A 23,627-nucleotide genomic window follows, 5' to 3' on the forward strand; every position below is an offset into this window, starting at 1 on the left:
CATGAAAATTATCGGACTGCAATGCAAAGCAGAAATGCTGAGGATTCTGCGAAATCCTTTTTATGTATTTTGGTCACTGGCGATGCCTATTACGTTTTACTTTATTTTCACGAGAGTTTTTAACACCGGAGCCGATGACGTCCAGCTGTGGCAGGCGCATTATCTCATGTCCATGACTACTTTTAGCGTGATGGGCTCAGCGATCATGACCCTCGGCATCCGGCTGGTCCAAGAACGGACAAACGGCTGGGATAAGTTCATGCGGGTTACCCCGCTGCCAGGCACGACCTACTTCTTTGGCAAAATGTTCGGTCAGACCGTCATGCATCTGTTCTCGATCATCGTCATTTTCCTGGCGGGCTATCTCATTAATGGCATCTCCCTCGCACCAAGCCAATGGCTGCTCAGCGGGCTGTGGATCCTTGGCGGCTCCCTCCCGTTTCTCGCGCTCGGCACCCTGGTCGGCACGATGAAGCGGGTCGATACCGCAAGCGGGATCAGCAATGCCGTTTATATGATTCTTGCCATCTGCGGCGGCATGTGGATGCCAATCGATATACTTCCGCAGATCATGCAGCGCATCGCGCACTGGCTGCCCTCTTACAACTTCGGCGGCGGCGCTTGGGCGATCATTCGCGGCCAATCGCCCGAGTGGAGCAACGTACTGATTTTGCTGGGCTACTTTCTCCTGTTTATGTTACTATCCACCTATATCCGAAAAAAACAGGAAGCGGTGTAACCAACCATGTCGCGCAAGCCGTTCGAGTTTCTTCCTAGAAAATTAGGCTTCTTCCCCTACGTGTGGCTTATCTATATCGCCATGCCGATCTTTAACCTGAGGAGTTATACCGGAATCCTGCTTCTTGGGGGATGGCTCATGATCGGGCTGTTCGTCATCAGCTATCGTCAGCTGTATTTTGTCACCGGACGCGTCTTTAATTGGTGGCTTGGTCTGCAAATGGCGATCATTCTGGCCATGAGCCTCCTATACAGTCCCTATAATCTGTACATGGGCTTCTTCACGGCCAATTTCATCGGCTGGTATACCGAACGGAAGAAATTCAGAATAAGTATGGTCGCGTTCCTTCTCATGCAAGCACTATCCATTCTGCTGAATCTCCCGCAGTTTAAAGGAACGGATCTGCTCTTCCTGCTCCCCTTCCTGGTGATCATGATCGCCTCTCCGTTCGGCATCCGCTCTTTGAGCACGCGGCAGCAGCTCGAGAAGGAGCTCGATCGGGCCAATGAACAAATCAAGGCGCTGATCAAGCGGGAGGAGCGCATGCGCATCGCCCGGGACTTGCACGATACCTTGGGCCATACATTATCCCTGATCACGCTCAAAAGCCAGCTTGTCGAGAAGCTCGCTCCCCTCGATCCGCAGCGGGCTCAAGAGGAAGCCCGGGAAATACAGCGCACCTCCCGGGCTGCACTGCGCCAAGTCCGGGAACTAGTGTCGGACATGCGCGCGGTCACAGTCACCGAGGAATTGTCCGAAGCTGCGGAAATTCTTCGCATTGCGGGTATCAAGCTTGAGATATACGGAAATATGGGCAGCGTGCAGAACATTCCCGATTTAACTCAGAACATCTTGAGCCTCTGCATCAGGGAAGCCGTAACGAATACCGTGAAGCATAGCCGGGCCGCATGCTGCCGGATCTCCATAGAGCGATTGGAAGACAGCATCCAAGTGGCCATCGAGGATGACGGCATCGGCCTGGACAATTCAGCTGCTGCCGAAATGACGACCGGTAATGGCTTAAAGGGCATGGCAGAGCGGCTATCTCTCATTAACGGGGCATTGACGATATCGCCGGGCCGGTCGGGAGGAACGCTGCTGCACGCCGTCGTTCCAATCATCACGAAAGACGGAAAGGAGGCTGGACAGCATGATCTCCATTATCATTGCTGAAGACCAGCGCATGCTGCGGGGAGCGCTCGCCTCTCTGCTGGATATGGAAGAGGATCTTCAAGTCGTCGGTCAAGCAGAGAACGGAGCAGAGGCGCTGGCTTTAGTTGAACGCGTCCAGCCCGATGTCCTGTTGATGGATATCGAAATGCCCGGCCAGAGCGGGCTGGATATCGCTGAGTTTCTCAAACAGCGCTCCTCCTCCTGCCGCGTCATCATTCTGACCACCTTTGCTCGGCCGGGGTATTTCGAGCGGGCGGTACAGGCCGGCGTCCACGGCTACCTGCTCAAGGACGAGCCCTCCGATAAACTGGCAGAGTCCATTCGCCGCGTCATGGCTGGGCATCGCGAAATATCCCCTGAGCTAATCTTCGGGGCCGTGCGTGAAGAAAACCCTTTGACCGCCAGGGAACGAGAAATCCTCAAGCTCGCGGCAGACGGGCTAAGCGCCGGAGAAATCGCCTCCTCTCTGCATCTGTCCTACGGAACTGTCCGCAATTACATTTCGGAGATATTGAACAAGCTCGAAGTGAAGAGCCGGATCGAAGCGGTACGTCTCGCCGAGGGTAAAGGGTGGATATAGCTCCCAAAACAAAATAAAGGCTGTTCTTAGCGTCATCCAGCTGAGGATGAACTAAGAACAGCCTTTGCTATTTTTAGGGATTAAGCGTCTCGCTCCAGTCGCGTACCATGGCACCCTCCAGCAACTTCTCGCAATCCATCGCTGCCATGCAGCCTGAGCCTGCTGCGGTAATCGCCTGGCGGTAACGCGTATCCTGCACGTCGCCGCAGGCGAATACGCCTTCGATATTCGTGATCGTCGTTCCCGGCTTGACGAGAATATAACCGTGCTCGTCCGTTTCAATCTGTCCGCCAAGGAACTTTGTATTCGGCGTATGCCCGATCGCGACAAAGACGCCGTCCGCCGGAATCAGCTCTTCCCCATTTGTTGCATTATTTCGCACCTTAAGGCCGATAACTGCGCCATTCTCGTCCGTCGATACCTCAAGCGGGGTACGATTCAACGCCCATTCGATTTTCTCATTATTCCGAGCTCGATCCTGCATGATCTTCGAGGCCCGAAGCTCGTCGCGCCGGTTCACGATGGTCACGCTGGTAGCAAAGCGTGTCAGGAAGCTCGCTTCCTCCATCGCCGAGTCGCCGCCGCCAATCACGATGATTTTCTTGCCGCGGAAGAAGAAGCCGTCACAGGTTGCGCAGGTGCTTACTCCGCGACCCACGTTCTCCTTCTCTCCGGGAATGCCTAAATATTTGGCGGAAGCTCCCGTGGAGATGATGACGGTCTCCGCCTCTAGGACTTCGCCGCCTTCTATTGTTAATTTGAACGGCCGCTGATGGAGATCTACCTCCTGCACCCATCCGCTGCGGAACCCGGCACCGAAACGTTCGGCCTGCTTCCTCATCTGATCCATCAGCTCCGGCCCCATAATGCCCTGCGGGAAGCCGGGGAAGTTCTCGACTTCCGTTGTGGTCGTCAACTGCCCCCCGGGCTGCATACCCTCGATCACGAGCGGATTCAAGTTGGCGCGGGCCAAGTATATCGCTGCCGTCAGTCCCGCCGGACCCGTTCCAATTACAATCGCTTTATACATTAACGAACCTCCCTGGTAGTCATTGTTCATCAAATCAATTCATAATTTGCCTATGATTCATTATGTAATTGATCCTATACACAAGTTTTACCCAAGAAAGGTCCGTCTTACCCTTCCGCCCAGTAATCGGCCAATAGCAGACATGCTATTATCTTCTATTGTACGAAGGGGACCGTATCCTCTTTTTCTTTCACGTTGCATACCTGGCTCATCCGCCGGGCGTAACGGCTGGCCGTGGAGGCGGAAATCCCGTATCGCTTCGCCACCTCTTCATAGGTAAGTGCTTTGCGGTGCATTTTTGCCGTCAGGTAATCGAGCGCAGCCGCCCACCCTTCAATATGGGCCATTGCCGGAACGTCCGGGTATAAACGAGTTAAAAAGTCTACCCATAACGTTTCGATGTCATACTGCAAACGCAGATCCGAGGATTTTCCAATGCGCTTAACTGCCAAATCGACAACCGCCTGCCATTCGCTTCGCCATACCGGCAAGCTGGAGCCTATTTTGCTGGGATCGACCATGATCGTTGTCCCGTCTTTCCATACGGGCACCGGGCCTTTTACACCAAGTGACCGCAGCACGATAATAGCCATGTCCTTTAAATACACATTCTCCTCCGGAACGAGTAGAAAGGCCAGGAGCGCCTCTTCTACTTCCCGGTCGGCAATCATGCCAAGGGCCTGAATGACTTGAAGCTTCGTACGGTGATCTCCGTGGCGCAGCGCCCAGAAGAAGGAAGCGCGAATGAGGGGGTTATCCCGAATTTCCGGAGGAAAGCCGTTCTTCCATCTCTCCGGATGCTTCAGTTGCTCTTCGAAAGGAAGGTTATAATGATAGCTAATCGAAGGATATTGCCCATGCAGTTCGTAATCGTCCAGTCTATTCAAATAAAAAGAGGCGATACCCGAACTGGGATCCAGCTTGCTTAGCTGCCGCCAAAGCGCGCGCGCAGCCGGGTAGCGGCCGGTATTGCAAGCCGCAGACGCTGTGTAATGATATAAAACAGGATCGCTGTTCACCTCATGGTCTTTAAGCAGCCGCCTAAAGTGCGTGTAAGCCGCCTCATGCTCTCCGAGAATCCCCATCGTCGTCGCCAGCTTGAACAGATGCTCCTGATGGAAAGGATACACGACCCGGAGCAGCCCCCGAAGCCTGTCCAATTCAGCAGCATTGCCCTCCCGCTGTAAGAATATAGCCAAATTGCAGAGGCCATGCAGATTGCCGGCATCCCGCTCCAGCACTCCGTTAATGGCCTCCATCGCCTGAGAGAACAATCCCAGATAATAATATCCTAATGCCAAATTGTTGCGGGCGGCCAGAAAATCCGGATGATCCTCGACAATCTCTTCCAGCAGCTTCACGGCCTGGGCGAACTTCCCCTCTTCGAGCAAGTCACGGGCCAATTCATGCTCGACCATGCCCTCGCGCGCTTTGATGCGCTTCAGCTTCGTCGGACGCTCCAGCTCATATTGCAGCAAATCCAGCATCTCTTCCGCTTCGGCCAAAAATTGTCCGCCGGCATCCTCCTGCAAATACATTATTAATGACTCTTCCGCTGCTTCAAACTGTTCCATATTCGCATAATTATTAGCCATGTAGAAATAACATTCCGTCAAGGACGGATCAATGTCCCGTAAGACAGCGGACAACACGTCGTTGGACGCCTCATAATCGCCCATCTCCGACAGTATGCCCGCCATATTGCAATGATTTACCGGGTTGCCCGGCTCATATTCCACTGCTTTGCGAAAATATTTCAATGCCTTGTCATAGCGATTGCGGTCCAGCGATGAGACAGCTCTCTCAAAGAAAAAGTTCGCATCCATGGACAGCCGCAGCACATTCGCCTGCATGCCCTCCATTCGGATTCTGTTCTTCTTCACTCAAGGCACCTCCTTCTATCTCTATCTCTCACACAGTATACCATAGAGGGACCGGTCCTCCCACGGAAAATCAGGGAGGTAAAATACGGATTATCGCCCGATTTAGAGGAAAAATCCAGCTTATCCCGAAGTATAATATAGATACATAATTTTACAATTGGAGTGAGATAGTTGACCATCTTATGGGAGAATGTCATCCTTACTTTGTTAATTATTCTAGTCCCCCTCGCATTGATTGCCGGGCTAATTGTATGGCTTATTTTAGGAAGGGGCCGCCGCAATCCTTGAAACCAAAAAAGAGCCAGAAATCCTCTTTGACAGAGGATTTCTGGCTCTTTTCTGTACTGATTTCCTTTAGGCCAATAATCTAAATACCCCGATCCCTGAACAAGGCCGCGATTGATCCGCCCTCCGTAATAAACTGGATCGCCTGAGACAGCATCGGCGCAACGGACAGCACCTTAAAATGGGCTGGCGGCTGCTCCGGCAGTTCGATCGAATCGGTCACCACGACTTCGCGGATGTTCTTATGGTGAAGGCGCTCAATCGCCCGATCCGAAAACAGGCCGTGCGTCGCGCAGACATAGGCGTCATTGGCGCCGCGTTCCCTCAGCCCCTCCACGACGTTCACGATCGTGCTCCCGGTATCGATCAAATCCTCGATAATGATCGGCGTATATCCCGCAACATCGCCAATAACATGCGTAATCACCGACTCGTTATGGGTCGGCCGTTTCTTGATCATGATCGCGAAGGGGGAATCCAGCCCGCTGGCCAGCTTCTCCGCCATCGATGCCCGTCCAGCATCAGGAGATACGACGACCGGATTCGGAATGTTCTGCGCCTTCAAATATTCGGTCATTAAATCAAGCGCGGTCAAATGATCGACAGGAATGTTAAAGAATCCTTGAATGGCAGGCGCGTGCAAGTCGATCGTCGCAACTCGGCTCGCCCCCGCAGTGGTCAGCACATCGGCCAGCAGCTTCGCGGAGATGGGTTCCCGCGGAGCCGATTTGCGCTCCTGCCGCGCATAGCCGTAATACGGCATAATGACATTGACCGTCCGCGCGGAAGCCCGCTTGGCTGCATCGATCATCACGAGCAGCTCGACGAACAGCTCATTGATCGGATGGGAAAGGGACTGCACCAGAAACACATCGGAGTTGCGAATGCTCTCTTCATAATGCACGTAGATCTCTCCGCTTTTGAATCGGGACAGCTTGACCTTGCCCGGCTCTACACCGAGCCGCTCGCAAATTTGTGCCGTCAATCTTGGATTCGATGAACCCGAAAAAATTCTCAGCCTGGATTCCATAACAGCCTCCTGGATCATTATTGTAGTAGTCATTTATGTGGGTGATGCATCGCTCTTTAATCCTGCTCCAGTGGAATCATTTTGCGCTGCCGTTCCGTGAATGTCGCCAACTCCCGGACTCCCAATCCGTAGAGTGTGGCCCGCGCCTTATCCAAGTGTTCGCTCAGCTTCAGAGGATCATGGGCATCGGAGCCTACCGTCAGCGGTATTCCCAATTGGATGGCCGACTCTAGGATACGGTTGGCCGGGAACATTTCAGCACAAGGTTTGGATAATCCCGAAGCGTTGAGCTCCATCGCTATTCCGGATTCAGTGATAGCTGACAATGCGGCCTGCTCCAAAGCCCTTGTCTCTTCCTCACGCCCCGGGTCCGGAACGTTGCCAAAGCGCTTAATGACGTCAAAATGCCCGATGATGTCATAGAAGCCCGTCTTGGCGGCTTGGCCTATTGCTTTATAATAACGCTCATATACCGCAAAGACGTCCTGGCCCTCCCAATTATGTACCTGACGGAAATCAGAAATATCCCATGTGCCCAAGAAATGCACCGATCCGATGACATAATCCCAAGGATAGGCCTGGATGATTTCCTCGATTTCGGCTTCCCAGCCCTCGATATAGTCGCCTTCCAGACCTACCTTCACGTCGATCTGGCCGCGGTATTTCTCCTTAAGGGCAAAGGCCTCCTCTACATAACGCGGCAGTTCTACCATTGGCATAGCCATTTCAGGATAGTAAGTCTCCGGGTCCACATGCAAGAGCGGCATATGATCGGATAAGCCGATTTCGGACAGACCGATCTCGATGCCTCGAACGACATATTCCTCCAGGCTGCCTACGGCATGGCCGCAGCGGGCATGATGCGTATGATAGTCTATCCAATAATTCCTCTTCCTTGCCATTTATAATCCCTCGCTTGCGCCTTATTAATCACGACGTGGACGTTCATGACGCCGCTCTAGCTCGTGCATGATGTCGTCGAGCGGCAAATTCCGTTCGCGCAGCAGTACAAGCAAATGATAAATTAAATCGCTGACCTCGTAACGCAGCTCGTCATTATCCCCATTTTTGGCGGCGATGATTGATTCCGCAGTTTCCTCGCCGACCTTTTTCAGGATTTTATCGATCCCTTTATCGAAAAGATAGGTCGTGTATGCCCCCTCAGGACGCTCCTTGTACCGCTCGGCAATCAGCTGCTCGAGCTCGGCCAGAACGGCGAAACGGCTGCTTGCCTTGCCGCGCTCTGCTGCGCCTGTTCCTGCTGCCTGTTCTTCAGACACGGCGGCAACTACCCGGTAAAAACAGTTATCCTCCCCGGTATGACAGGCTGGGCCTTGACGCTGCACCTCCACGAGCAAGGTGTCTCCATCGCAATCATAGCGAAGCGCTACGATTTGCTGCGTATTACCTGAAGTAGCTCCCTTATTCCACAGCTCGGCACGCGAACGGCTCCAGAACCAGGTCTGCCCGGTCTCCAGCGATTTCTTCAGGGATTCCCGGTTCATGTAGGCCAGCATCAGCACATCTTTCGAGGCTGCGTCCTGCACGATAGCCGGTACAAGGCCGCTCTCGTCCCAGCGAATGGCCTCTTCCAGCTGACTTAGTGGAAGCTGCTGTTTAAGTTGCTGACTCATCGTATTTCCACTCCTCTGGATATCAGATCCTGTTTCAAATCCGGGATCGCAATCTCTTTATAATGAAAAATCGTTGCCGCCAAGGCAGCATCCGCCTCTCCTTCAGTAAACACATCATAAAAATGGGATACTTTGCCCGCGCCGCCGGAAGCAATGACTGGAATGCCCGCCGCACGGCTGATCGCCTTCGTCAAGGACAGGTCGAAGCCATCCTTGGTACCGTCAGCGTCCATGCTCGTCAGCAAAATTTCACCCGCGCCTCTCGACTCGGCGTCCAAAGCCCACTTGACCGCGCTCATTCCCGTCGCCTTCCGTCCGCCGTGGGTATAGACCTCCCAATCCTTCAACTCCTCGTTATATTTCGCGTCAATCGCGACTACGATACATTGTGAGCCGAAGCGCTTCGCTCCATCGGAGATCAAATCGGGATTCAGCACGGCTGCGGTGTTGATGCCGATTTTGTCCGCACCCGCCCGCAAAATCCGCTTCATGTCCTCCACCTGGGAAATGCCCCCGCCTACGGTGAACGGTATGGAAATCTCCCCAGCGGTTTGCTTCACGACCTCAACCATCGTCGCTCGCCCTTCATTTGAAGCGGAGATGTCCAAGAAGACAAGCTCGTCCGCGCCTTCCCGGTCATACAGCGCCGCGAGCTCAACTGGATCCCCCGCATCCCGCAGATTCACAAAATTTACGCCTTTCACGACCCGCCCGTCCTTTACGTCAAGGCAGGGAATAATTCGTTTTGCGAGCATGATGGATCATTCCTTCCTAGAATAGTTTCCTTCAGCCTTAAGCTGCAGCATTCTGCTTCAAGCGCCCCTTTGAGGCCCTTTGATCTTGATCCTAACTGTCTAGCCCTAGCCCTGAATCGCCTTAATGGCCGCTGCCAGATCGATGCTGCCCGTGTACAGCGCTTTGCCGACGATCGCACCGCCTACGCCCTCCTGGGCATGTGCCGCAAGCTTTAGCAGATCATTCTGGACCGTTACGCCGCCCGAGGCGATAACCGTGCGTCCCGAAGCCTTGGCTAAAGCGACAATGGCTTCCACATTCGGCCCCTGCATCATCCCGTCACGGGAAATGTCTGTAAAAATAAAGGTCTCCGCTCCCTTAGCGGCCAGCTCCTTTGCGAGCACCTCCGCCTGAACCTCCGAAGTCTCCAGCCAGCCGCGAGTAGCAACGAAGCCGTTGCGCGCATCGATGCCGATGGCGACTTTATCGCCATAGGTGCCGAGCACGGATTCCGTAAACTGGCGATCCTCGATGGCTGCTGTACCTAGAATGACCCGGCTTACTCCCAGCGACAACAGGCGCTTCACGTCATCCAGCGTACGCAGGCCACCGCCCACTTGCACCGGAACCTGCACGCTGCGGGCAATTTCTCCGATCAGCTCATCGTTTACGGGATGGCCTGCCTTCGCTCCGTCCAAATCGACGAGGTGAATGAACTTGCCGCCCTGCGCTTCCCAGGACTTGGCTACCTCCACCGGATTGTCATTGTATACCGTTTCGCGCCCATAATCGCCCTGAACCAGGCGAACACATTTGCCTCCCCGGATATCAATCGCCGGGTAGATGATAAATGAAGACATAGCCTCTCGTTCCTCCGCTCTATACTTTTCCTTGATATAACAAGGTGATTTCGATTTCACGCTATCTTTGCCTGATACTATCTATCTTCTATTCAGACAGATCATTTCGTATTCCAATGCCGCAACCGCGCTTCCCTAAGCTTTACTCTTCGCCTCTGCCAAGGCCAGGAAGTTGCGCAGCAGGGCCATGCCCAGTTCTCCGCTCTTCTCGGGGTGGAACTGCATGCCGTAAACGTTGTCACGGCCTACGATCGCCGTCACCGGATGACCGTAGTCGGTCACGGCGATCAAGTCGCTCTTGGCTTGCGGCTCAACATGGTAGGAGTGGACGAAGTACACATGCCCTTCTTCTAGCCCCGCAAGCAGCGGGTTGTCCGGCTGCAGGAACGACAGCCGGTTCCAGCCCATGTGCGGCACCTTGTATCCGCCGCCCGCAAAGCGCACCGCCCTGCCCGGCAAAATGCCGAGGCCCTCGTTGCGCCCATGCTCTTCGCTCTCGTCGAAGAGCAGCTGCATGCCGAGGCAAATGCCGAGCAGCGGTGTGCCGCCGGCGGCAGCCTGCCGCACGACGGCGTCCAACCCGGTGCCGTGCAGATGCGCCATGGCGTCGCCGAAGGCGCCTACGCCCGGCAGCAGCACGCCGTCGGCACCGAGGATCGCCGCAGCGTCGCCGGTGACGAGCCCCTCGTAGCCGAGGCGCTCGACGGCTTTGCTGACGCTGTGCAAATTGCCCATTCCGTAATCAACGATGGCAATGGCCAAAGTTAGAGCACTCCCTTCGTTGACGGAACGCCGCTAACACGCGGATCAATGCTTGTAGCTTCATCGATGGCACGTCCGAGTGCCTTGAACACGGCTTCGATCATGTGGTGTGTGTTCTGCCCATAATGGACGATGACATGCAGCGTAATCCGCGCCTCCAAAGCCAGCTTCCACAAGAACTCATGCACCAGCTCAACGTCGAAGCTGCCCACCCGACCCGATGGATACTCCGCGCGATACTCGAAATGCGGGCGGTTGCTGCAATCGATCACCACTTGAGCAAGAGCTTCATCCATCGGCACAAAGACGCTCGCATAGCGCTTGATGCCTCTCTTATCTCCTAGCGCCTCCCGCAGGCACTGCCCCAAGCAAATACCGATATCCTCGACGGTATGATGATCGTCGATCTCGATATCGCCATGCGCTTCCACCGTCAGATCAAAATGGCCATGCTTCGTAAACAGGTCCAGCATATGATCGAGGAACGGCACATCAGTTTGTAGGTTGGATTGCCCGCTGCCATCCACGGAGAAACTCAATTTAATATCCGTCTCATTCGTCTTGCGGCTAACGCTTGCGCTCCGCTCTCTTGTCTCTTCATAATTCGTTGTCATCAACATTCCCTGCCTTTCCTTCTTTACGCATCCGTATTTCGATCGCCCGCGCATGGCCTTCGAGACCTTCGCGGCGCGCCAGTTCCATAATCGTCTCGCCGTTCTTGAGCAATGCTTCCTTGCTATAATAGATCAAGCTCGATTTTTTAATGAAATCATCCACATCGACCGGGGAGGAATAACGAGCGGTTCCATTCGTCGGGATAATATGATTCGGGCCCGCGAAATAATCCCCCACCGGCTCTGAGCTATATGGCCCGAGGAAAATTGCCCCAGCGTTCTCAACGAGACCGAGATATGCCATTGGCTCTTCCACCATCAGCTCAAAATGCTCCGGTGCCAGCTCGTTAATCACGTCGATCCCCTCTTCAATGGAATCGACCAGAAGAATGACGCCGTATTTCTCGATCGAGGCCGCCGCAATATCCCGCCGGGGCAGAATCGTTAACTGGCGCTGAACCTCTTCCTGGCATGCTTTGGCGAAGGCTTCCGAGGTCGTGACGAGAATGGCCGATGCCATCTCGTCATGCTCGGCCTGCGACAGCAGATCGGCAGCGACGTAAGCCGGGTCAGCACTATCATCGGCCAGCACGGCGATTTCGCTTGGCCCCGCTATGCTGTCGATATCGACTGCTCCATACACTTCCCGCTTCGCCAAAGCGACGTAGATATTGCCCGGTCCGCAGATTTTATCGACAGGCACGATAGTCTCTGTGCCGTAGGCAAGAGCGGCGACGGCCTGCGCTCCGCCGACCCGGTAAATCTCATTCACTCCGGCCTCCGCAGCAGCCACAAGGATGTACGGGTCGATCCCTTCCTTCCCACCTGTCGCCGGCGGAGTCACCATGACGATCTCCGGCACGCCCGCCACCTGAGCGGGGATGACATTCATCAGCACCGAGGAGGGATAAGAAGCTTTACCGCCGGGTACATACACGCCAACTCGCTTAAGCGGGCGAATGATCTGGCCCAGCATGCTGCCGTCAGGCTGCAAATCCATCCAGGAATTGCGCTTCTGCCTGGCGTGGTAGGCGCGGATATTCGCGGCCGCGGCTGATATCGCATCTATAAAGGAAGGTTCGACCTTATCGTAAGCGGCCCGCATTTCCTCCTCCGTCACGCGCAGCGTTTCTGGCGACAGCTTCATACCGTCGAGCTGCTCCGTATATTTAAGAAGCGCAGCGTCCCCTTCATTTTTCACAGCACTTATGATCGTCTTGACGATTGCATTCTGTTCCGGTGAACCGTAGTCCACTTCCCGCTTCAGCTGAAATTGTCCCGCCGATACGATTCTCATCCCTGATTGCCCCCTATCACTGGCTATGTTCTCTATCCGTTCCTTCTTCCAATTCCGTTCCTAGCTCTCGATTCCCGAACTTTGAATAACCCGGCTCAAGGCGTCGCACACCGCCTGAATTTCACTGTTCTTCATGCGGTAGCTGACCCGGTTCGCCACCAGGCGGCTCGTGATCTCAAATATGCTCTCCATCTCCACAAGGCCATTTTCCCTTAACGTCCGGCCGGTTTCCACCATATCCACGATGCGGTCAGCCAGGCCGATCAACGGCGCCAGCTCGATAGAACCGTTCAGCTTGATTACCTCAACTTGCTGGCCCTGCTCGCGGAAATACTGTGAAGCGACATTCGGGTACTTGGTCGCTACTCGCTGATGAATGCCTGGCTTCCATTCCGGCAGCGCTATAACCGACATTCGGCAGCGGGCAATCCCCAAATCGAGCAGCTCATACACATCACGGTTCTCTTCCATTAGTACGTCCTTGCCCACGATGCCGATATCCGCAACTCCATACTCCACATAAGTCGGCACGTCCACCGGTTTGGCCATAATGAATTCCATGCCGATCTCCGGCAAAGGAATGACGAGCTTGCGCGACTCATCTACATCGTTCGGAATAAATAACCCCGCTTCGCGGAACATGGCCGCTGCCTGTTTATATATACGCCCCTTGGGCATTGCTACCTTAATGATCTCTCCCAAAGCCAAAGCCCTCCCTTCTTAAACCTATGTAGGTCAGAAACTGACGTAGCTGCGAATCTCGCCGTATGCCGGGCCCAACGGGCCGCTGCGCATGTTTCTGGCAACCGTCTCGGATAATAAGTCCTCCGGTCTGTCGGTATGCTTCATCACTACGCTTCGCCCTTCCGTCCGAAGACGAGCCGCCTCGGCAAAAGCCAGCTTGCGATTCGCCGCATCATATTGCAGCAGGATTGGCAGCTCACGCTCCACCTGAATACCGCCCACGCCATCCAGAATCCGATTGGTCTTCAAGGAGAACCCCGTTGCCGGAGCCGGCCGGCCAAACTGCTGGAGCAAGTTGTCATAACGCCCCCCGCTGCAAACTGGGAAGCCCAACTCCGCCGCATATCCTTCAAAAGTCATCCCTGTGTAGTACGAGAAATCGCCGATCATAGTCAGATCGATCATCACATGCTGGGCGACGCCATAATCCTCAAGCGCATCCCATACTTGGCCAAGATGCTCTATCGAAGCCTGGGCAAGCTCATTGCTGCTCAGTTCAAGAGCCTGATGGCATACTTCCTTTCCTCCGCGCAGCTTAAGAACGCCTTCCAGTTCATTTCTCTGCTCTTCGGTCAAGGACAGCTTAGCCAGCGTCTCTCGGTATCCCACGTAATCGCGGTGCATGAGCACTTCCTTCAAAGTCTCCCTGGCTTCTTCCCGATCAGGAATCGCATCCTCGAGCAATCCATTCAGAAAGCCGACATGGCCCAAAGCGATCTTGAATGTCGTCACGCCAGCCGCCTGCAGCGAAGATACCGCTAAAGCAACAACCTCTGCATCTGCTTCCGGAGAGTCGTCACCAACCAGCTCCACGCCTGTCTGGAAGAACTCCGCTTCCTTGCCTGCTTCCTCCTCAATCGCCCGAAATACATTCGCATGATAGGATAATCTAAGCGGCAAAGGCTCTTCCCTCAATAATGAAGAGACGACCCGCGCAATCGGAGCAGGCATGTCTGAACGAAGCACCATCGTCGTTCCTCGGCTGTTAAGCAGCTTGAACAGCTTCTGATCGGACGTTGAACTCGCTACGCCGACCGTATCGTAATATTCCAGCGTAGGCGTCATGATTTGGCGGTAACCCCAGCTGGACATGCAATCCAGCACGCTGCGCTCGATGGCACGCAGCTTCTCTACCGCAAAAGGCAAATAATCACGTACACCAGCGGGTTTCTCAAATCCTTTCGGTTTAGACAAGACTTTCACCTCTCAGCAGATTCATTATATTATTTCAATTTACTTTATCATATTAAAGTGCTACCATACTACCAAATTAAAGGGTATGGCATATTTTATCACACTTGCTTCCGAATCGTCAATGCACAACTAAATGGCTGCATTTGGCAGCAAAAGTACCAACTATTACAACTTTAACATACCTACGCCTATTTGGCAGGGGTTCGGATAAAACCGTTTTCGGCTCTACAGCGTCTTAACTATATAAAGTGAATTTCATACCCGTTTAATTACGGCGAAACTCTAACACGCACAAGAAAGGAGCCGGAAAGTGCAAGAAAAAGAATGGGCTGCAGCCGCATGCCTTGGAGACGAAGACGCCTTCTACAAGCTGGTATCTTCCCAGAAAAGAAAATTATTCGGCATTGCCCATAGTTACTTGAAAAATGAGGCCGATGCCTTGGACGCAGTTCAAGAAGCGGTCTGCCGCGCCTGGGTCAAATGCCGGAAACTGCGGGATCCGGATGCCTTCGTACCTTGGCTTATCCGCATCCTGATCAACTGTTGTCACGATGAATTAAAATACCGCAAAAGAACATGGCCGCATCATGCTGAGGAAACCCAAGAGAAAACAGAAATGATCAGCGTTTATAAACTGGATCTTGAACTGGCACTTGAGCGCTTGAAGCCCAAGTATCGCGACGTACTCATGCTTAAGTATTATCAGGATATGACATTGACTGAAATCTCACGGATCCTCCAGCGGCCCGAAGGCACTGTGAAGACCTGGCTGCATCAAGGATTAAAGCAAGTACGCGAACATATAAGAAAAGGAGGCGAAGGATATGCCGAGGAAGCTTGATTTTGATCGAGAGGAAGAGCTATTATCGGATTATTATAAATCCCACGACTCCGCTGCTAAGCAAATCGATGAAGAAAAATTAGATCATGCACTGCTTACCGGGATAACGGCAGGCCATTCCCGCTATAAACGCCTAGCTCATAATTTCCCTTGGAGGCTTACAGGTGCGCTGCTTGCATGCTGCCTCCTGCTGTTCGGCGGCTGGCGGATGTGGACATCGGACAACTTACGCCATGCTGCTTTTCACGCATCCCGCTCGGATATCCCAAATTTCGTATACGACAGCATGACCCCCAAGCTTAAGGATGCAGCCAATCATGGTCTGTACCAGCCCATTAACGAAACCATTTCACAGGGCAATTACCAGGTTACAATTGACGGGATTCTTGCTGACCGAACAGAGATGGTTGTATTCTATACATCGGTTAATTTGCCGGGTAATGTCCCCATTTCTCCCCGGGATGCCAAGTTTCTGGATGCCCAGGGGAATGACCTAAACGTTATGATCGAATATCCATCTCCCGAAGCTAAGCCAGGTACTCCAACTAATGTACAGCATGGTAAATTTACTGTTTCTTTTCCTAATAATGATGTGCCTGCTCATTTCAACTTCTCCGCAAAATGGGGTCATCCGCAAGCGTCGGATGAGACCCATGAACTCATGGAGTTTCCTATTCAGCTGGATTCCAGTAAATATGCCGGGTTGGAGCGGAGAATCCAGGTTAACCATTCAACGGCGATTGGACATTATTCGGTTACCGTAGTTGAAGCTGTCTTGAATCCACTAACGACAAAGGTCTATCTCCGAATTGATTCCACCAAGGAGAATCTGTATCAGAGTCTGATCGATCCTGTTCTATGGATAACTCAGGAAGGCGCGCGAAAGTCCATACCCATGCAAATGTCTACAATGAATGCTGGGCCAAATGAATATCTTATCCAGTTTGACAGCCTGTATTATGCCAAGTGGCAAGACCTGTCATTTGGCGTATCCGGAATAGAAGAGGCTCTAGGGGAAAATTTAAAGCTGGTGCTCGATACGGAGGAACAGAAAATCATCTCTGCTCCGAATGATTCCATCCGGCTTAGCCGCGTGGTTCCAAGTAAAGAATTTATAGACATTTACTTTGAATTCGATTACGTTTCCGACCAAAGAGCTCTATACTTCGATTTAGATGAGGAATTCACGGATGGAAACGGGAAGAAGCATACTCTAATGATGGGCCGGTCCAGCTACCGATCCGGCGATGATCCATTCCAAACGGTTCACTATAAATTAGAGCCGGGGGATTATACCCAACCGCTAACCTTTAAGCTTCTGTCCTATCCCGGAACAGATATCAACCAGCCTATTGATATTCCGATTCTCTCCGGAAACAATCCTGCCAAGTAGCTGTAACCACCATTTCAAAAAAATTCCGCACTGCAAACAAATAAGGATCGCCTAAAGGCGATCCTTATTGTATTACTCGTTTGTTTTTTCAGCCTCAAAGGCTGCATTTTCCGGGGTTTTACGCTCAATGACGCGAAGCGGATTGCCGCCAACGAATGCCCCCGGGGCCACGTCTTTATGTACGACAGATCCGGCAGCGACGACTGCCCCGTCTCCAATCGTCACTCCGGGAAGTATCGTCGTGTTTGCACCAATCATGACCTCATTTCCGATACGAACCTCGCCCAGACGATATTCCTTGATCAAATATTCATGGGCCAGAATCGTTGAATTATAGCCAATGACTGAATTCTGCCCAATCGTGATCAGCTCGGGAAAGAAGACATCTACCATCACCATGAGGCCAAAAGCGGTATGCTCCCCGACCTTCATGCCGAGAACGCGGCGATAAATCCAGTTTTTCAGTGGCAGCACCGGACAATACCTGGCCAATTGGATGAAAATAAAATTTTTGACACCCTTCCATGGACTTACCGTTCGGTATAACTGCCACAGCGCATTTGGCCCCTCTACTGGATAACGCTGCACTTTTCTCACTTCTTCACAAGCTCCCATCCTAGGATTCCATACAGATCGAGCATATCCTCCAGAATATAATCCGGGTTGTACTTCTTCAGCTCCTCCGCCCCTTTAAGGGACCAAGCCACTGCGGCAGAGAGCGCTCCGGCAGCCTGAGCCGACTTAATATCCGCAGGGCTATCTCCCACCATCAGCGTTCGCTTCGGATCAGCATCGAGCTGCTTCATTGCCATCAGGACCGGCTCCGGATGCGGTTTGGGATGAGTAACATCCTGCACCGTAACGATCGTGTCCATATATTTCAGCAATCCAAAAAGCTCGAGTACACGCATCGTCGAAGGCCTGATCTTGGTCGTCACGATTCCAAGCTTAATTCCTTTCTCTTTCAAGGTGGAGATGACTTCATCGACATGCGGAAATCCTTTTACCATCGTGTCATGGTGCATGGTGTTAAACGAGCGGTAATCGGTGACGAGTTCCGCGACATCCTCCCAGCCTGAAAAAGCCTGAAACTGCTGCTCCAACGTCATCCCCATATAAGGAATGATCTGCTCCCGGGTATGCGGCTGCTTATGCTTGTCCAATACGTGCTGGAACGACGCAATAATCAGTTCGTTGGTATCGACGATCGTTCCGTCTAAATCGAATAACACGGTGTCTATATTCAAGTTGAGCTACTCCTTTTTCTGTTCCTCATCTTGGTCCGCCCCAGGAGTATCCGTTTCATCTGCCTTGCCTGTATCTGCAGCCTTTCTATTCAGGACAGCGGCGCTTGCGCTCGATCCACTCTCCATTTCCTGATTTTTCGTAGAAATGATCGGATCGCTATAGCGCGGCAAATTAGAGATCGTTCTGCGGCGAACGATGATGAAGATAATTGCAATAACGATGATAAGCAAGGCCAATAACTGGGATATGCGTACATTGCCATAGCCGGGGTCCAAATGTCCGTGCTCGAATCCAAGCCAGATCATTGGAGACCAAAGCCCGTCCACGAAAGAAGCCAGCCACGCTGGCCCTTGAAATGCCAGGCTGTCCGTGCGCAGCGCCTCAATAAAGAAACGGCCGATGGAATACCAGATGAAATAGGAGAAAAACAACTCCCCTGACCGCAAAAATTTCTGTCTTCGAAGAACGAATAACAGCAGCAGTCCGATCAGGTTCCATACCGATTCATAGAGGAAGGTCGGGTGATGGAACACACCCTCAACGTTCATCTGGTTCACGATAAACGACGGCAAATGCAGGTAATCCCTCAAAAAGGCTTCTGTCGTCGGCCCCCCGTAGGCTTCCTGGTTCACGAAGTTCCCCCAGCGGCCGATCATTTGTCCAGCAATCAGCGAAGGCGCGCAAATATCAGCGATACGCCAGAAATTATAGCCCCGTCTACGCACCATAATGACCGCACATATAATTGCGCCAATAAGCGCACCGTATATCGCTATGCCGCCTTCCCAGATTTTGAAGACATCCCATAAATTATTCTTGTATTGATCCCATGTAAAAGCGACAAAGTAAATTCTGGCGCCAATAATAGCGGAAGGAACTCCTAACAGCAATAAGTCCATGAAGAACTCTTGCGGAATCGCAAAGCGCTTCCCCTCTCGAATGGCTAGAAGCAAACCGACCAACGCGCCAGTTCCGAGAATTAAGCCATACCAGCGTACGGCGATACTTCCGATAGAAAAAGCTATTGGATCTAATAACAAAGTGCCCATCATTCACGCTCCTAGTCCAAATCGTCTATATCTTCGGCAATCGTCTCAGTAAGCTTTGTCGTAAACTGCAATGCCGCGTTATATCCCATTCGCTTCAGACGGAAGTTCATCGCTGCCACTTCAATGATGACAGCCAGGTTCCGTCCAGGCCGAACCGGAATCGTAGCCAACGGTACATCAGTATCAATGATTCGAGTAGTCTCCTCATCAAGCCCGAGTCTGTCATATTGCTTCTCTTGCTGCCAAGCCTCAAGGCGAACAACGAGGGAAATCCGCTTATTGTTACGAATAGCGCCTGCACCAAACAGCGTCATGACGTTGATGATGCCTACGCCCCGAATTTCAAGCAAATGGCGAATCAACTCTGGCGCGGTTCCATGAAGCTGAAAATCGGAAGTCTGACGAATTTCTACGGCATCATCGGCAATAAGACGGTGTCCGCGCTTAACCAGTTCCAGTGCAGTCTCACTTTTACCTATGCCGCTGGAGCCCGTGATAAGCATTCCGACCCCGTACACGTCAACGAGAACGCCATGAATTGTTGCTGTAGGGGCAAGCTTCTTCTCCAGGAAACTCGTAATGCGGCTGGACAAAATCGTTGTAGCCATACTGCTCCGCAAGACGGGAATATTCTTTACTGAACTGATGTCTATCAGCTCTTGCGGCACTTCCCAGGATCTCGTTACGATGATGCAAGGCGTTTCATCGCTGGAGCATAGACGCTCCATGCGGTCACGCTGCTCTTCAGACGGCAGCATCTCGAAGAATGCTAACTCCGTCTTTCCCAGGATCTGTACCCGCTCTGGCGGATGGTACTCGAAGTAACCGGCCATTTCCAAGCCGGGACGGTATAAGTCATCGACGGTAATTACCCGTTTCAACCCTTGTTCTCCGGACACAACCTCAAGTCCGAACTGGTTGACCAATTCTGATACTTTTACTTTTTTAGCCATGGTGTTCTCCTTCTCCAAGCCACTCGCCCGCAAATAATCTGTATGACGGAGAGCAGCCTGCAATATGTAAATTGAATTCAGCGGCAACTACATTTAGTTCATTGTATTCATCGTAAAGGAAAATACGACGTAAATCAATTACCAGCGATTTATAAGGCAAAAACCGCCCCAAAGGGCGGTTTGTCATCTGGCTAAGATTAGCCGAAGAATACGTTTTGCTCAGTTTCTTTATCGAAGATATGAATTTTGTTCATATCGATTGCAAGCTTCACATTGTCGCCTTCACGAGTGTTCGAACGTCCATCTACGCGAGCGATCAGTGGAGATGTGCTGTTCAAGTACAAGAGCATTTCGTGACCCAGGTTCTCGGTTACGTCTACGCTTGCCGTAAAGACGGTATTTGGAGATCCTTCCAAGAAGATTGGCTCTTCATGAATATCTTCTGGACGAACGCCCATGATTACTTCTTTGCCGCCAAGGTATCCTTTTTCCTTCAGGGTAACAGCTTTACCTTGAGGTACTTCAACTTTAAGAGAATCGGAATGGAAGAATACAGCTCCGTTTTGCTCTACAATTTTACCGTTGATGAAGTTCATTGTAGGGGAACCGATAAATCCAGCAACGAAAATATTCGTTGGTTGGTTGTACAGCTCTTCAGGAGAAGCAGCTTGTTGAATGATACCGTCTTGCATAACAACGATACGGTCACCCATCGTCATGGCCTCTGTTTGGTCATGCGTTACATAAATACAAGTGGTTTCAAGACGCTTAACGAGCTTTGTGATTTCCGCGCGCATTTGACCACGAAGTTTAGCATCCAAGTTGGAAAGCGGTTCGTCCATGAGGAAGACTTGCGGATCGCGGACAATCGCACGTCCCAAGGCAACCCGTTGACGTTGACCACCGGAGAGTGCCTTCGGTTTGCGGTCAAGCAAGTGCTCGATGTCGAGGATTCTTGCTGCCTCGCGTACGCGTTGGTCGATTTCTTCTTTTTTCACTTTACGAAGTTTTAGACCGAATGCCATGTTTTGATACACGTTCATATGCGGATACAAAGCGTAGGATTGGAAAACCATCGCGATGTCGCGGTCTTTAGGAGCTACGTCGTTAACGACGCGATCGCCAATGTACAATTTACCTTCAGTGATTTCTTCCAGACCTGCGATCATACGAAGCGTTGTAGATTTACCGCAACCGGATGGTCCAACCAATACGAGGAATTCTTTATCTGCAATGTCAAGGTTAACGTCGATAACGGTTGCTTTATCAGCACCTGGATATTTTTTAAAAATGTGTTCTAAGCGTACGCCTGCCATGAGTTCTGCCTCCTAGAATTAATTTAGTATCAAAGTTAAATAATAATGTAATCGGATTCATTTCGTATCTTTATATTAACCTATCTGGGCAATAAAGCGCTATCCACAAAATGCACAAAAAACCTATTCCCTATTTGTCACTTTATACAATAGCATCCCCAGCTTGACTATAACCGCATCATGGAAGCTGCGCACATCAAGGCCGGTCTCCTGCTTGAACTTATCCAACCGGTACAGCAGCGTATTGCGATGGATATACAATCGCTTGGCGGTCTCACTTACATTGCAATCCAGTTGAAAAAAAATATCCAGCGTAGATAATATCTCTTCATCCTGCATCAAGTTTATCTGGTTTCCGGTATCCTCTATGAATCTTTGCCGCTGGTCACCAGGAATACTATAGACGAGACGTTCCAGACGCAGCTCCCAGGGCAGATGAATTTGTTCCGCAACGTGGAATAGCCGACCCAACGTCAACGTCTCCCGCAGCAGCAAAGCCGTCGAGACCAGCGCCCGCTCCGGAGCAATGGGGTCGCCCACCGCCAAATGAAATCCGCCTCCGCCCCATTCATTAGCGACAAGTTCATACATCCCTTGACTCAGGGCACTGAGCATATCCCTCTCCGTATCCAAGCCCTCATCGTTCTCATCGCGAAGTTCGGTCAACAATTTCTCGCCGACAAGCACGTACCACTCTTCCTTAAGCGGCAGCAGCACGATATCACCGCCAAAATAACTGCGCAGCAATTTGTTTAGCTTGGCGTACGAAATGTCCATGACCGAATGGGTTTCCCAGCTTAACAAGAAAGGAATCATTATCCCCTCTATCTTAGTTGGTATAGTTAAGGACTCGGGGGTACTCGCTTCATATTCACCCTGCTCCAACTGCTCTTGAATCCATGCGCCCAACTGACGGCTCCGATGCTCGTCATCCTTCTTCACGCCTGCTGCTGGCAACAGCGCTTCCCCTTCAACAGCCGCCATTAAGAGCTCGATCAGCTTTACTTCCGACTCCGCCAGGTTGGACGTATCCGCTTCAAGCACTTGAACCGTCTGTTTATCAATGCCACATATCCATAGTGAGCGATCTTTCTGCACTGCGGACCGAGCCATCGCTTCTTCCTTGGACTTCTTATAATTCGTCAATTTCTCCCACTCCTGCAATTCCATGTTCGACAAATGGACAGGAGCTTTAATTATGAGTTCCAGTTGCTTCTTAAGTAAGTTCATTTCCATAAGATTGCCTTTCCGGAAAATCCCGTTTTTTATTGACCATAGTCCATATTGTATCATGTTCCCCGGAATAAAATAAAATTTACATCACACCGTCAACAACTTCGTAAAATAGCAAAAAAGTCGTCAATACTAGATTGACGACTTTTGAGATGAGCCATGAAGGACTCGAACCTTCGACACCCTGATTAAAAGTCAGGTGCTCTACCAACTGAGCTAATGGCTCTTATTAAAATAAGAATGGTGGAGGCTGATGGATTCGAACCACCGAACTCGAAGAGAGCAGATTTACAGTCTGCCGTGTTTAGCCACTTCACTAAGCCTCCAGATTCATGCCTGACTCAAATCACTACGATTTGATTGACATAAAAGTGGCTCGGGACGGAATCGAACCGCCGACACGAGGATTTTCAGTCCTCTGCTCTACCGACTGAGCTACCGAGCCATACAAAAATGGTCAAAAAAATAAAGCGGTTAAGTTTATAACTTTCCCACTTTCTGTGGAAATACTATTTTGAAGTTATTCAAGGAAGTAATGGCGGAGCCGACGGGATTCGAACCCGCGGTCTCCTGCGTGACAGGCAGGCATGTTAGGCCTCTACACCACGGCTCCGCAATAACAACTTCAAGAAAAAAATGGTGCCGGCGAGAGGACTTGAACCCCCAACCTACTGATTACAAGTCAGTTGCTCTACCAATTGAGCTACACCGGCATAGGTAAAATAATTAAATTATGGTGGAGGCTAACGGGATCGAACCGCTGACCCTCTGCTTGTAAGGCAGATGCTCTCCCAGCTGAGCTAAGCCTCCGAAAATTATGGTAGCGGCGGAGGGGATCGAACCCCCGACCTCACGGGTATGAACCGTACGCTCTAGCCAGCTGAGCTACACCGCCAAACATATATACTTGTACAAATGGCGGAGAGGGAGGGATTCGAACCCTCGCACCGCTTACGCAGTCTAACCCCTTAGCAGAGGGTCCCCTTATAGCCACTTGGGTACCTCTCCAAGCCATAAATTCAAGGATGTTAATC

24 protein-coding genes and 8 tRNA genes are annotated in these 23,627 nt (G+C 51.7%); 5 read left to right on the forward strand and 27 right to left on the reverse strand.

Going from position 1 to position 23,627, the window contains the following annotated elements; genetic code table 11:
- Position 1: 1 nt before the first annotated feature.
- From ACYUJT_RS10575 to ACYUJT_RS10585, 3 genes are read left to right on the forward strand one after another with little or no spacing between them, the layout of a single operon-like run.
- The gene (locus ACYUJT_RS10575) at positions 2-739 is read left to right on the forward strand and encodes an ABC transporter permease (RefSeq protein ID WP_460321489.1); all 738 of its coding nucleotides are present in this window, start codon (positions 2-4) and stop codon (positions 737-739) included.
- Positions 740-745: 6 nt separating this feature from the next.
- Complete coding sequence (locus tag ACYUJT_RS10580) at positions 746-1,912, forward strand: sensor histidine kinase (RefSeq protein ID WP_460321491.1); 1,167 nt, start codon at positions 746-748, stop codon at positions 1,910-1,912.
- Entirely contained in the window at positions 1,890-2,492 is a 603-nt protein-coding gene (locus ACYUJT_RS10585; RefSeq protein ID WP_460321494.1) for a response regulator, read from the forward strand. Before ACYUJT_RS10580 ends, ACYUJT_RS10585 begins: the two co-directional genes overlap by 23 nt.
- A 73-nt stretch (positions 2,493-2,565) precedes the next feature.
- Here ACYUJT_RS10585 and trxB read toward each other — a convergent pair whose 3' ends face one another.
- From trxB to ACYUJT_RS10645, 12 genes are all read right to left on the reverse strand, one after another.
- Entirely contained in the window at positions 2,566-3,522 is a 957-nt protein-coding gene (trxB, locus tag ACYUJT_RS10590) for a thioredoxin-disulfide reductase (protein WP_460321496.1), read from the reverse strand.
- Between the two features lie 155 nt (positions 3,523-3,677).
- The gene (locus tag ACYUJT_RS10595) at positions 3,678-5,405 is read right to left on the reverse strand and encodes a tetratricopeptide repeat protein (RefSeq protein WP_460321498.1); all 1,728 of its coding nucleotides are present in this window, start codon (positions 5,403-5,405) and stop codon (positions 3,678-3,680) included.
- A 367-nt stretch (positions 5,406-5,772) separates the two neighbouring features.
- On the reverse strand, positions 5,773-6,720 hold the full coding sequence (locus ACYUJT_RS10600) for a ribose-phosphate diphosphokinase (RefSeq protein WP_460321500.1): 948 nt from the start codon (positions 6,718-6,720) through the stop codon (positions 5,773-5,775).
- Between the two features lie 56 nt (positions 6,721-6,776).
- Positions 6,777-7,622 (reverse strand): histidinol-phosphatase HisJ, encoded by an 846-nt coding sequence (gene hisJ / locus ACYUJT_RS10605; RefSeq protein ID WP_460321502.1) that lies wholly within the window; start codon positions 7,620-7,622, stop codon positions 6,777-6,779.
- 24 nt (positions 7,623-7,646) lie between these two features.
- Positions 7,647-8,354: a bifunctional phosphoribosyl-AMP cyclohydrolase/phosphoribosyl-ATP diphosphatase HisIE gene (gene hisIE / locus ACYUJT_RS10610; RefSeq protein ID WP_460321505.1), complete on the reverse strand. Its 708-nt coding sequence runs from the start codon at positions 8,352-8,354 to the stop codon at positions 7,647-7,649.
- Positions 8,351-9,109, reverse strand: a complete 759-nt coding sequence (gene hisF, locus ACYUJT_RS10615) for an imidazole glycerol phosphate synthase subunit HisF (RefSeq protein ID WP_460321507.1) — start codon at positions 9,107-9,109, stop codon at positions 8,351-8,353. The genes hisIE and hisF overlap by 4 nt, the downstream gene beginning before the upstream one ends.
- Before the next feature lie 105 nt (positions 9,110-9,214).
- Complete coding sequence (gene hisA / locus ACYUJT_RS10620) at positions 9,215-9,949, reverse strand: 1-(5-phosphoribosyl)-5-[(5-phosphoribosylamino)methylideneamino]imidazole-4-carboxamide isomerase (RefSeq protein ID WP_460321509.1); 735 nt, start codon at positions 9,947-9,949, stop codon at positions 9,215-9,217.
- A 135-nt stretch (positions 9,950-10,084) separates the two neighbouring features.
- A complete protein-coding gene (hisH, locus tag ACYUJT_RS10625; protein ID WP_460321512.1) occupies positions 10,085-10,711 on the reverse strand; it encodes an imidazole glycerol phosphate synthase subunit HisH in 627 nt (208 codons plus the stop codon).
- Positions 10,712-10,713: 2 nt separating this feature from the next.
- Complete coding sequence (gene hisB, locus ACYUJT_RS10630) at positions 10,714-11,325, reverse strand: imidazoleglycerol-phosphate dehydratase HisB (RefSeq protein WP_460321514.1); 612 nt, start codon at positions 11,323-11,325, stop codon at positions 10,714-10,716.
- On the reverse strand, positions 11,309-12,622 hold the full coding sequence (gene hisD / locus ACYUJT_RS10635) for a histidinol dehydrogenase (RefSeq protein ID WP_460321516.1): 1,314 nt from the start codon (positions 12,620-12,622) through the stop codon (positions 11,309-11,311). Before hisD ends, hisB begins: the two co-directional genes overlap by 17 nt.
- Before the next feature lie 60 nt (positions 12,623-12,682).
- Entirely contained in the window at positions 12,683-13,324 is a 642-nt protein-coding gene (gene hisG / locus ACYUJT_RS10640; RefSeq protein WP_460321518.1) for an ATP phosphoribosyltransferase, read from the reverse strand.
- A gap of 33 nt (positions 13,325-13,357) precedes the next feature.
- Positions 13,358-14,560, reverse strand: coding sequence for an ATP phosphoribosyltransferase regulatory subunit (locus ACYUJT_RS10645; protein ID WP_460321521.1), 1,203 nt, complete (start codon positions 14,558-14,560; stop codon positions 13,358-13,360).
- A 310-nt stretch (positions 14,561-14,870) separates the two neighbouring features.
- Here ACYUJT_RS10645 and ACYUJT_RS10650 point away from each other — a divergent pair, with 310 nt between their 5' ends.
- Both ACYUJT_RS10650 and ACYUJT_RS10655 read left to right on the forward strand, forming a co-directional pair.
- Entirely contained in the window at positions 14,871-15,401 is a 531-nt protein-coding gene (locus ACYUJT_RS10650; RefSeq protein ID WP_460321523.1) for a sigma-70 family RNA polymerase sigma factor, read from the forward strand.
- Positions 15,385-16,794 (forward strand): DUF4179 domain-containing protein, encoded by a 1,410-nt coding sequence (locus ACYUJT_RS10655; RefSeq protein WP_460321526.1) that lies wholly within the window; start codon positions 15,385-15,387, stop codon positions 16,792-16,794. The genes ACYUJT_RS10650 and ACYUJT_RS10655 overlap by 17 nt, the downstream gene beginning before the upstream one ends.
- Before the next feature lie 72 nt (positions 16,795-16,866).
- On the opposite strand, the gene ACYUJT_RS10660 is transcribed toward ACYUJT_RS10655, so the two are convergent.
- From ACYUJT_RS10660 to ACYUJT_RS10730, 15 genes are all read right to left on the reverse strand, one after another.
- Positions 16,867-17,391, reverse strand: a complete 525-nt coding sequence (locus ACYUJT_RS10660; RefSeq protein WP_460321528.1) for an acyltransferase — start codon at positions 17,389-17,391, stop codon at positions 16,867-16,869.
- The gene (ppaX, locus tag ACYUJT_RS10665; RefSeq protein WP_460321531.1) at positions 17,388-18,041 is read right to left on the reverse strand and encodes a pyrophosphatase PpaX; all 654 of its coding nucleotides are present in this window, start codon (positions 18,039-18,041) and stop codon (positions 17,388-17,390) included. Before ppaX ends, ACYUJT_RS10660 begins: the two co-directional genes overlap by 4 nt.
- A gap of 6 nt (positions 18,042-18,047) precedes the next feature.
- The gene (lgt, locus tag ACYUJT_RS10670; protein WP_460321533.1) at positions 18,048-19,091 is read right to left on the reverse strand and encodes a prolipoprotein diacylglyceryl transferase; all 1,044 of its coding nucleotides are present in this window, start codon (positions 19,089-19,091) and stop codon (positions 18,048-18,050) included.
- An 11-nt stretch (positions 19,092-19,102) separates the two neighbouring features.
- Positions 19,103-20,044: an HPr(Ser) kinase/phosphatase gene (gene hprK / locus ACYUJT_RS10675; RefSeq protein ID WP_460321535.1), complete on the reverse strand. Its 942-nt coding sequence runs from the start codon at positions 20,042-20,044 to the stop codon at positions 19,103-19,105.
- Positions 20,037-20,231, reverse strand: a complete 195-nt coding sequence (locus ACYUJT_RS10680; protein WP_460321537.1) for a hypothetical protein — start codon at positions 20,229-20,231, stop codon at positions 20,037-20,039. Before ACYUJT_RS10680 ends, hprK begins: the two co-directional genes overlap by 8 nt.
- Before the next feature lie 10 nt (positions 20,232-20,241).
- Positions 20,242-21,360: an ABC transporter ATP-binding protein gene (locus tag ACYUJT_RS10685; protein ID WP_460321539.1), complete on the reverse strand. Its 1,119-nt coding sequence runs from the start codon at positions 21,358-21,360 to the stop codon at positions 20,242-20,244.
- Positions 21,361-21,483: 123 nt separating this feature from the next.
- Complete coding sequence (locus ACYUJT_RS10690) at positions 21,484-22,530, reverse strand: PucR family transcriptional regulator (RefSeq protein WP_460321618.1); 1,047 nt, start codon at positions 22,528-22,530, stop codon at positions 21,484-21,486.
- A 216-nt stretch (positions 22,531-22,746) separates the two neighbouring features.
- Positions 22,747-22,819: transfer RNA gene (locus ACYUJT_RS10695), tRNA-Lys, on the reverse strand.
- A 15-nt stretch (positions 22,820-22,834) separates the two neighbouring features.
- Positions 22,835-22,919, reverse strand: a tRNA-Tyr gene (locus ACYUJT_RS10700).
- Between the two features lie 46 nt (positions 22,920-22,965).
- Positions 22,966-23,038, reverse strand: a tRNA-Phe gene (locus ACYUJT_RS10705).
- 91 nt (positions 23,039-23,129) lie between these two features.
- A tRNA-Asp gene (locus ACYUJT_RS10710) sits at positions 23,130-23,206 on the reverse strand.
- A 24-nt stretch (positions 23,207-23,230) separates the two neighbouring features.
- A tRNA-Thr gene (locus ACYUJT_RS10715) sits at positions 23,231-23,306 on the reverse strand.
- A gap of 21 nt (positions 23,307-23,327) precedes the next feature.
- Positions 23,328-23,403 (reverse strand) — tRNA-Val (locus ACYUJT_RS10720).
- Positions 23,404-23,411: 8 nt separating this feature from the next.
- A tRNA-Met gene (locus ACYUJT_RS10725) sits at positions 23,412-23,488 on the reverse strand.
- Between the two features lie 21 nt (positions 23,489-23,509).
- Positions 23,510-23,601, reverse strand: a tRNA-Ser gene (locus tag ACYUJT_RS10730).
- Between the last annotated feature and the right edge of the window lie 26 nt (positions 23,602-23,627).

The organism is Paenibacillus sp. YSY-4.3, assembly GCF_054767475.1.

What these genes read in the sequence shown, in the direction of transcription:
- trxB (WP_460321496.1), bottom strand. Translation starts at nt 3,522, where the DNA reads ATGTATAAAGCGATTGTAATTGGAACGGGTCCGGCGGGACTGACGGCA.
- ACYUJT_RS10680 (WP_460321537.1), bottom strand. Translation starts at nt 20,231, where the DNA reads ATGACAAACCGCCCTTTGGGGCGGTTTTTGCCTTATAAATCGCTGGTA.
- ACYUJT_RS10580 (WP_460321491.1), top strand. Translation starts at nt 746, where the DNA reads ATGTCGCGCAAGCCGTTCGAGTTTCTTCCTAGAAAATTAGGCTTCTTC.
- ACYUJT_RS10690 (WP_460321618.1), bottom strand. Translation starts at nt 22,530, where the DNA reads ATGGAATTGCAGGAGTGGGAGAAATTGACGAATTATAAGAAGTCCAAG.
- ACYUJT_RS10685 (WP_460321539.1), bottom strand. Translation starts at nt 21,360, where the DNA reads ATGGCAGGCGTACGCTTAGAACACATTTTTAAAAAATATCCAGGTGCT.
- hisB (WP_460321514.1), bottom strand. Translation starts at nt 11,325, where the DNA reads ATGACAACGAATTATGAAGAGACAAGAGAGCGGAGCGCAAGCGTTAGC.
- ACYUJT_RS10585 (WP_460321494.1), top strand. Translation starts at nt 1,890, where the DNA reads ATGATCTCCATTATCATTGCTGAAGACCAGCGCATGCTGCGGGGAGCG.
- ACYUJT_RS10655 (WP_460321526.1), top strand. Translation starts at nt 15,385, where the DNA reads ATGCCGAGGAAGCTTGATTTTGATCGAGAGGAAGAGCTATTATCGGAT.
- hisF (WP_460321507.1), bottom strand. Translation starts at nt 9,109, where the DNA reads ATGCTCGCAAAACGAATTATTCCCTGCCTTGACGTAAAGGACGGGCGG.
- ACYUJT_RS10575 (WP_460321489.1), top strand. Translation starts at nt 2, where the DNA reads ATGAAAATTATCGGACTGCAATGCAAAGCAGAAATGCTGAGGATTCTG.
- hisIE (WP_460321505.1), bottom strand. Translation starts at nt 8,354, where the DNA reads ATGAGTCAGCAACTTAAACAGCAGCTTCCACTAAGTCAGCTGGAAGAG.
- lgt (WP_460321533.1), bottom strand. Translation starts at nt 19,091, where the DNA reads ATGGGCACTTTGTTATTAGATCCAATAGCTTTTTCTATCGGAAGTATC.
- hprK (WP_460321535.1), bottom strand. Translation starts at nt 20,044, where the DNA reads ATGGCTAAAAAAGTAAAAGTATCAGAATTGGTCAACCAGTTCGGACTT.
- hisJ (WP_460321502.1), bottom strand. Translation starts at nt 7,622, where the DNA reads ATGGCAAGGAAGAGGAATTATTGGATAGACTATCATACGCATCATGCC.
- hisA (WP_460321509.1), bottom strand. Translation starts at nt 9,949, where the DNA reads ATGTCTTCATTTATCATCTACCCGGCGATTGATATCCGGGGAGGCAAA.
- ACYUJT_RS10600 (WP_460321500.1), bottom strand. Translation starts at nt 6,720, where the DNA reads ATGGAATCCAGGCTGAGAATTTTTTCGGGTTCATCGAATCCAAGATTG.
- hisD (WP_460321516.1), bottom strand. Translation starts at nt 12,622, where the DNA reads ATGAGAATCGTATCGGCGGGACAATTTCAGCTGAAGCGGGAAGTGGAC.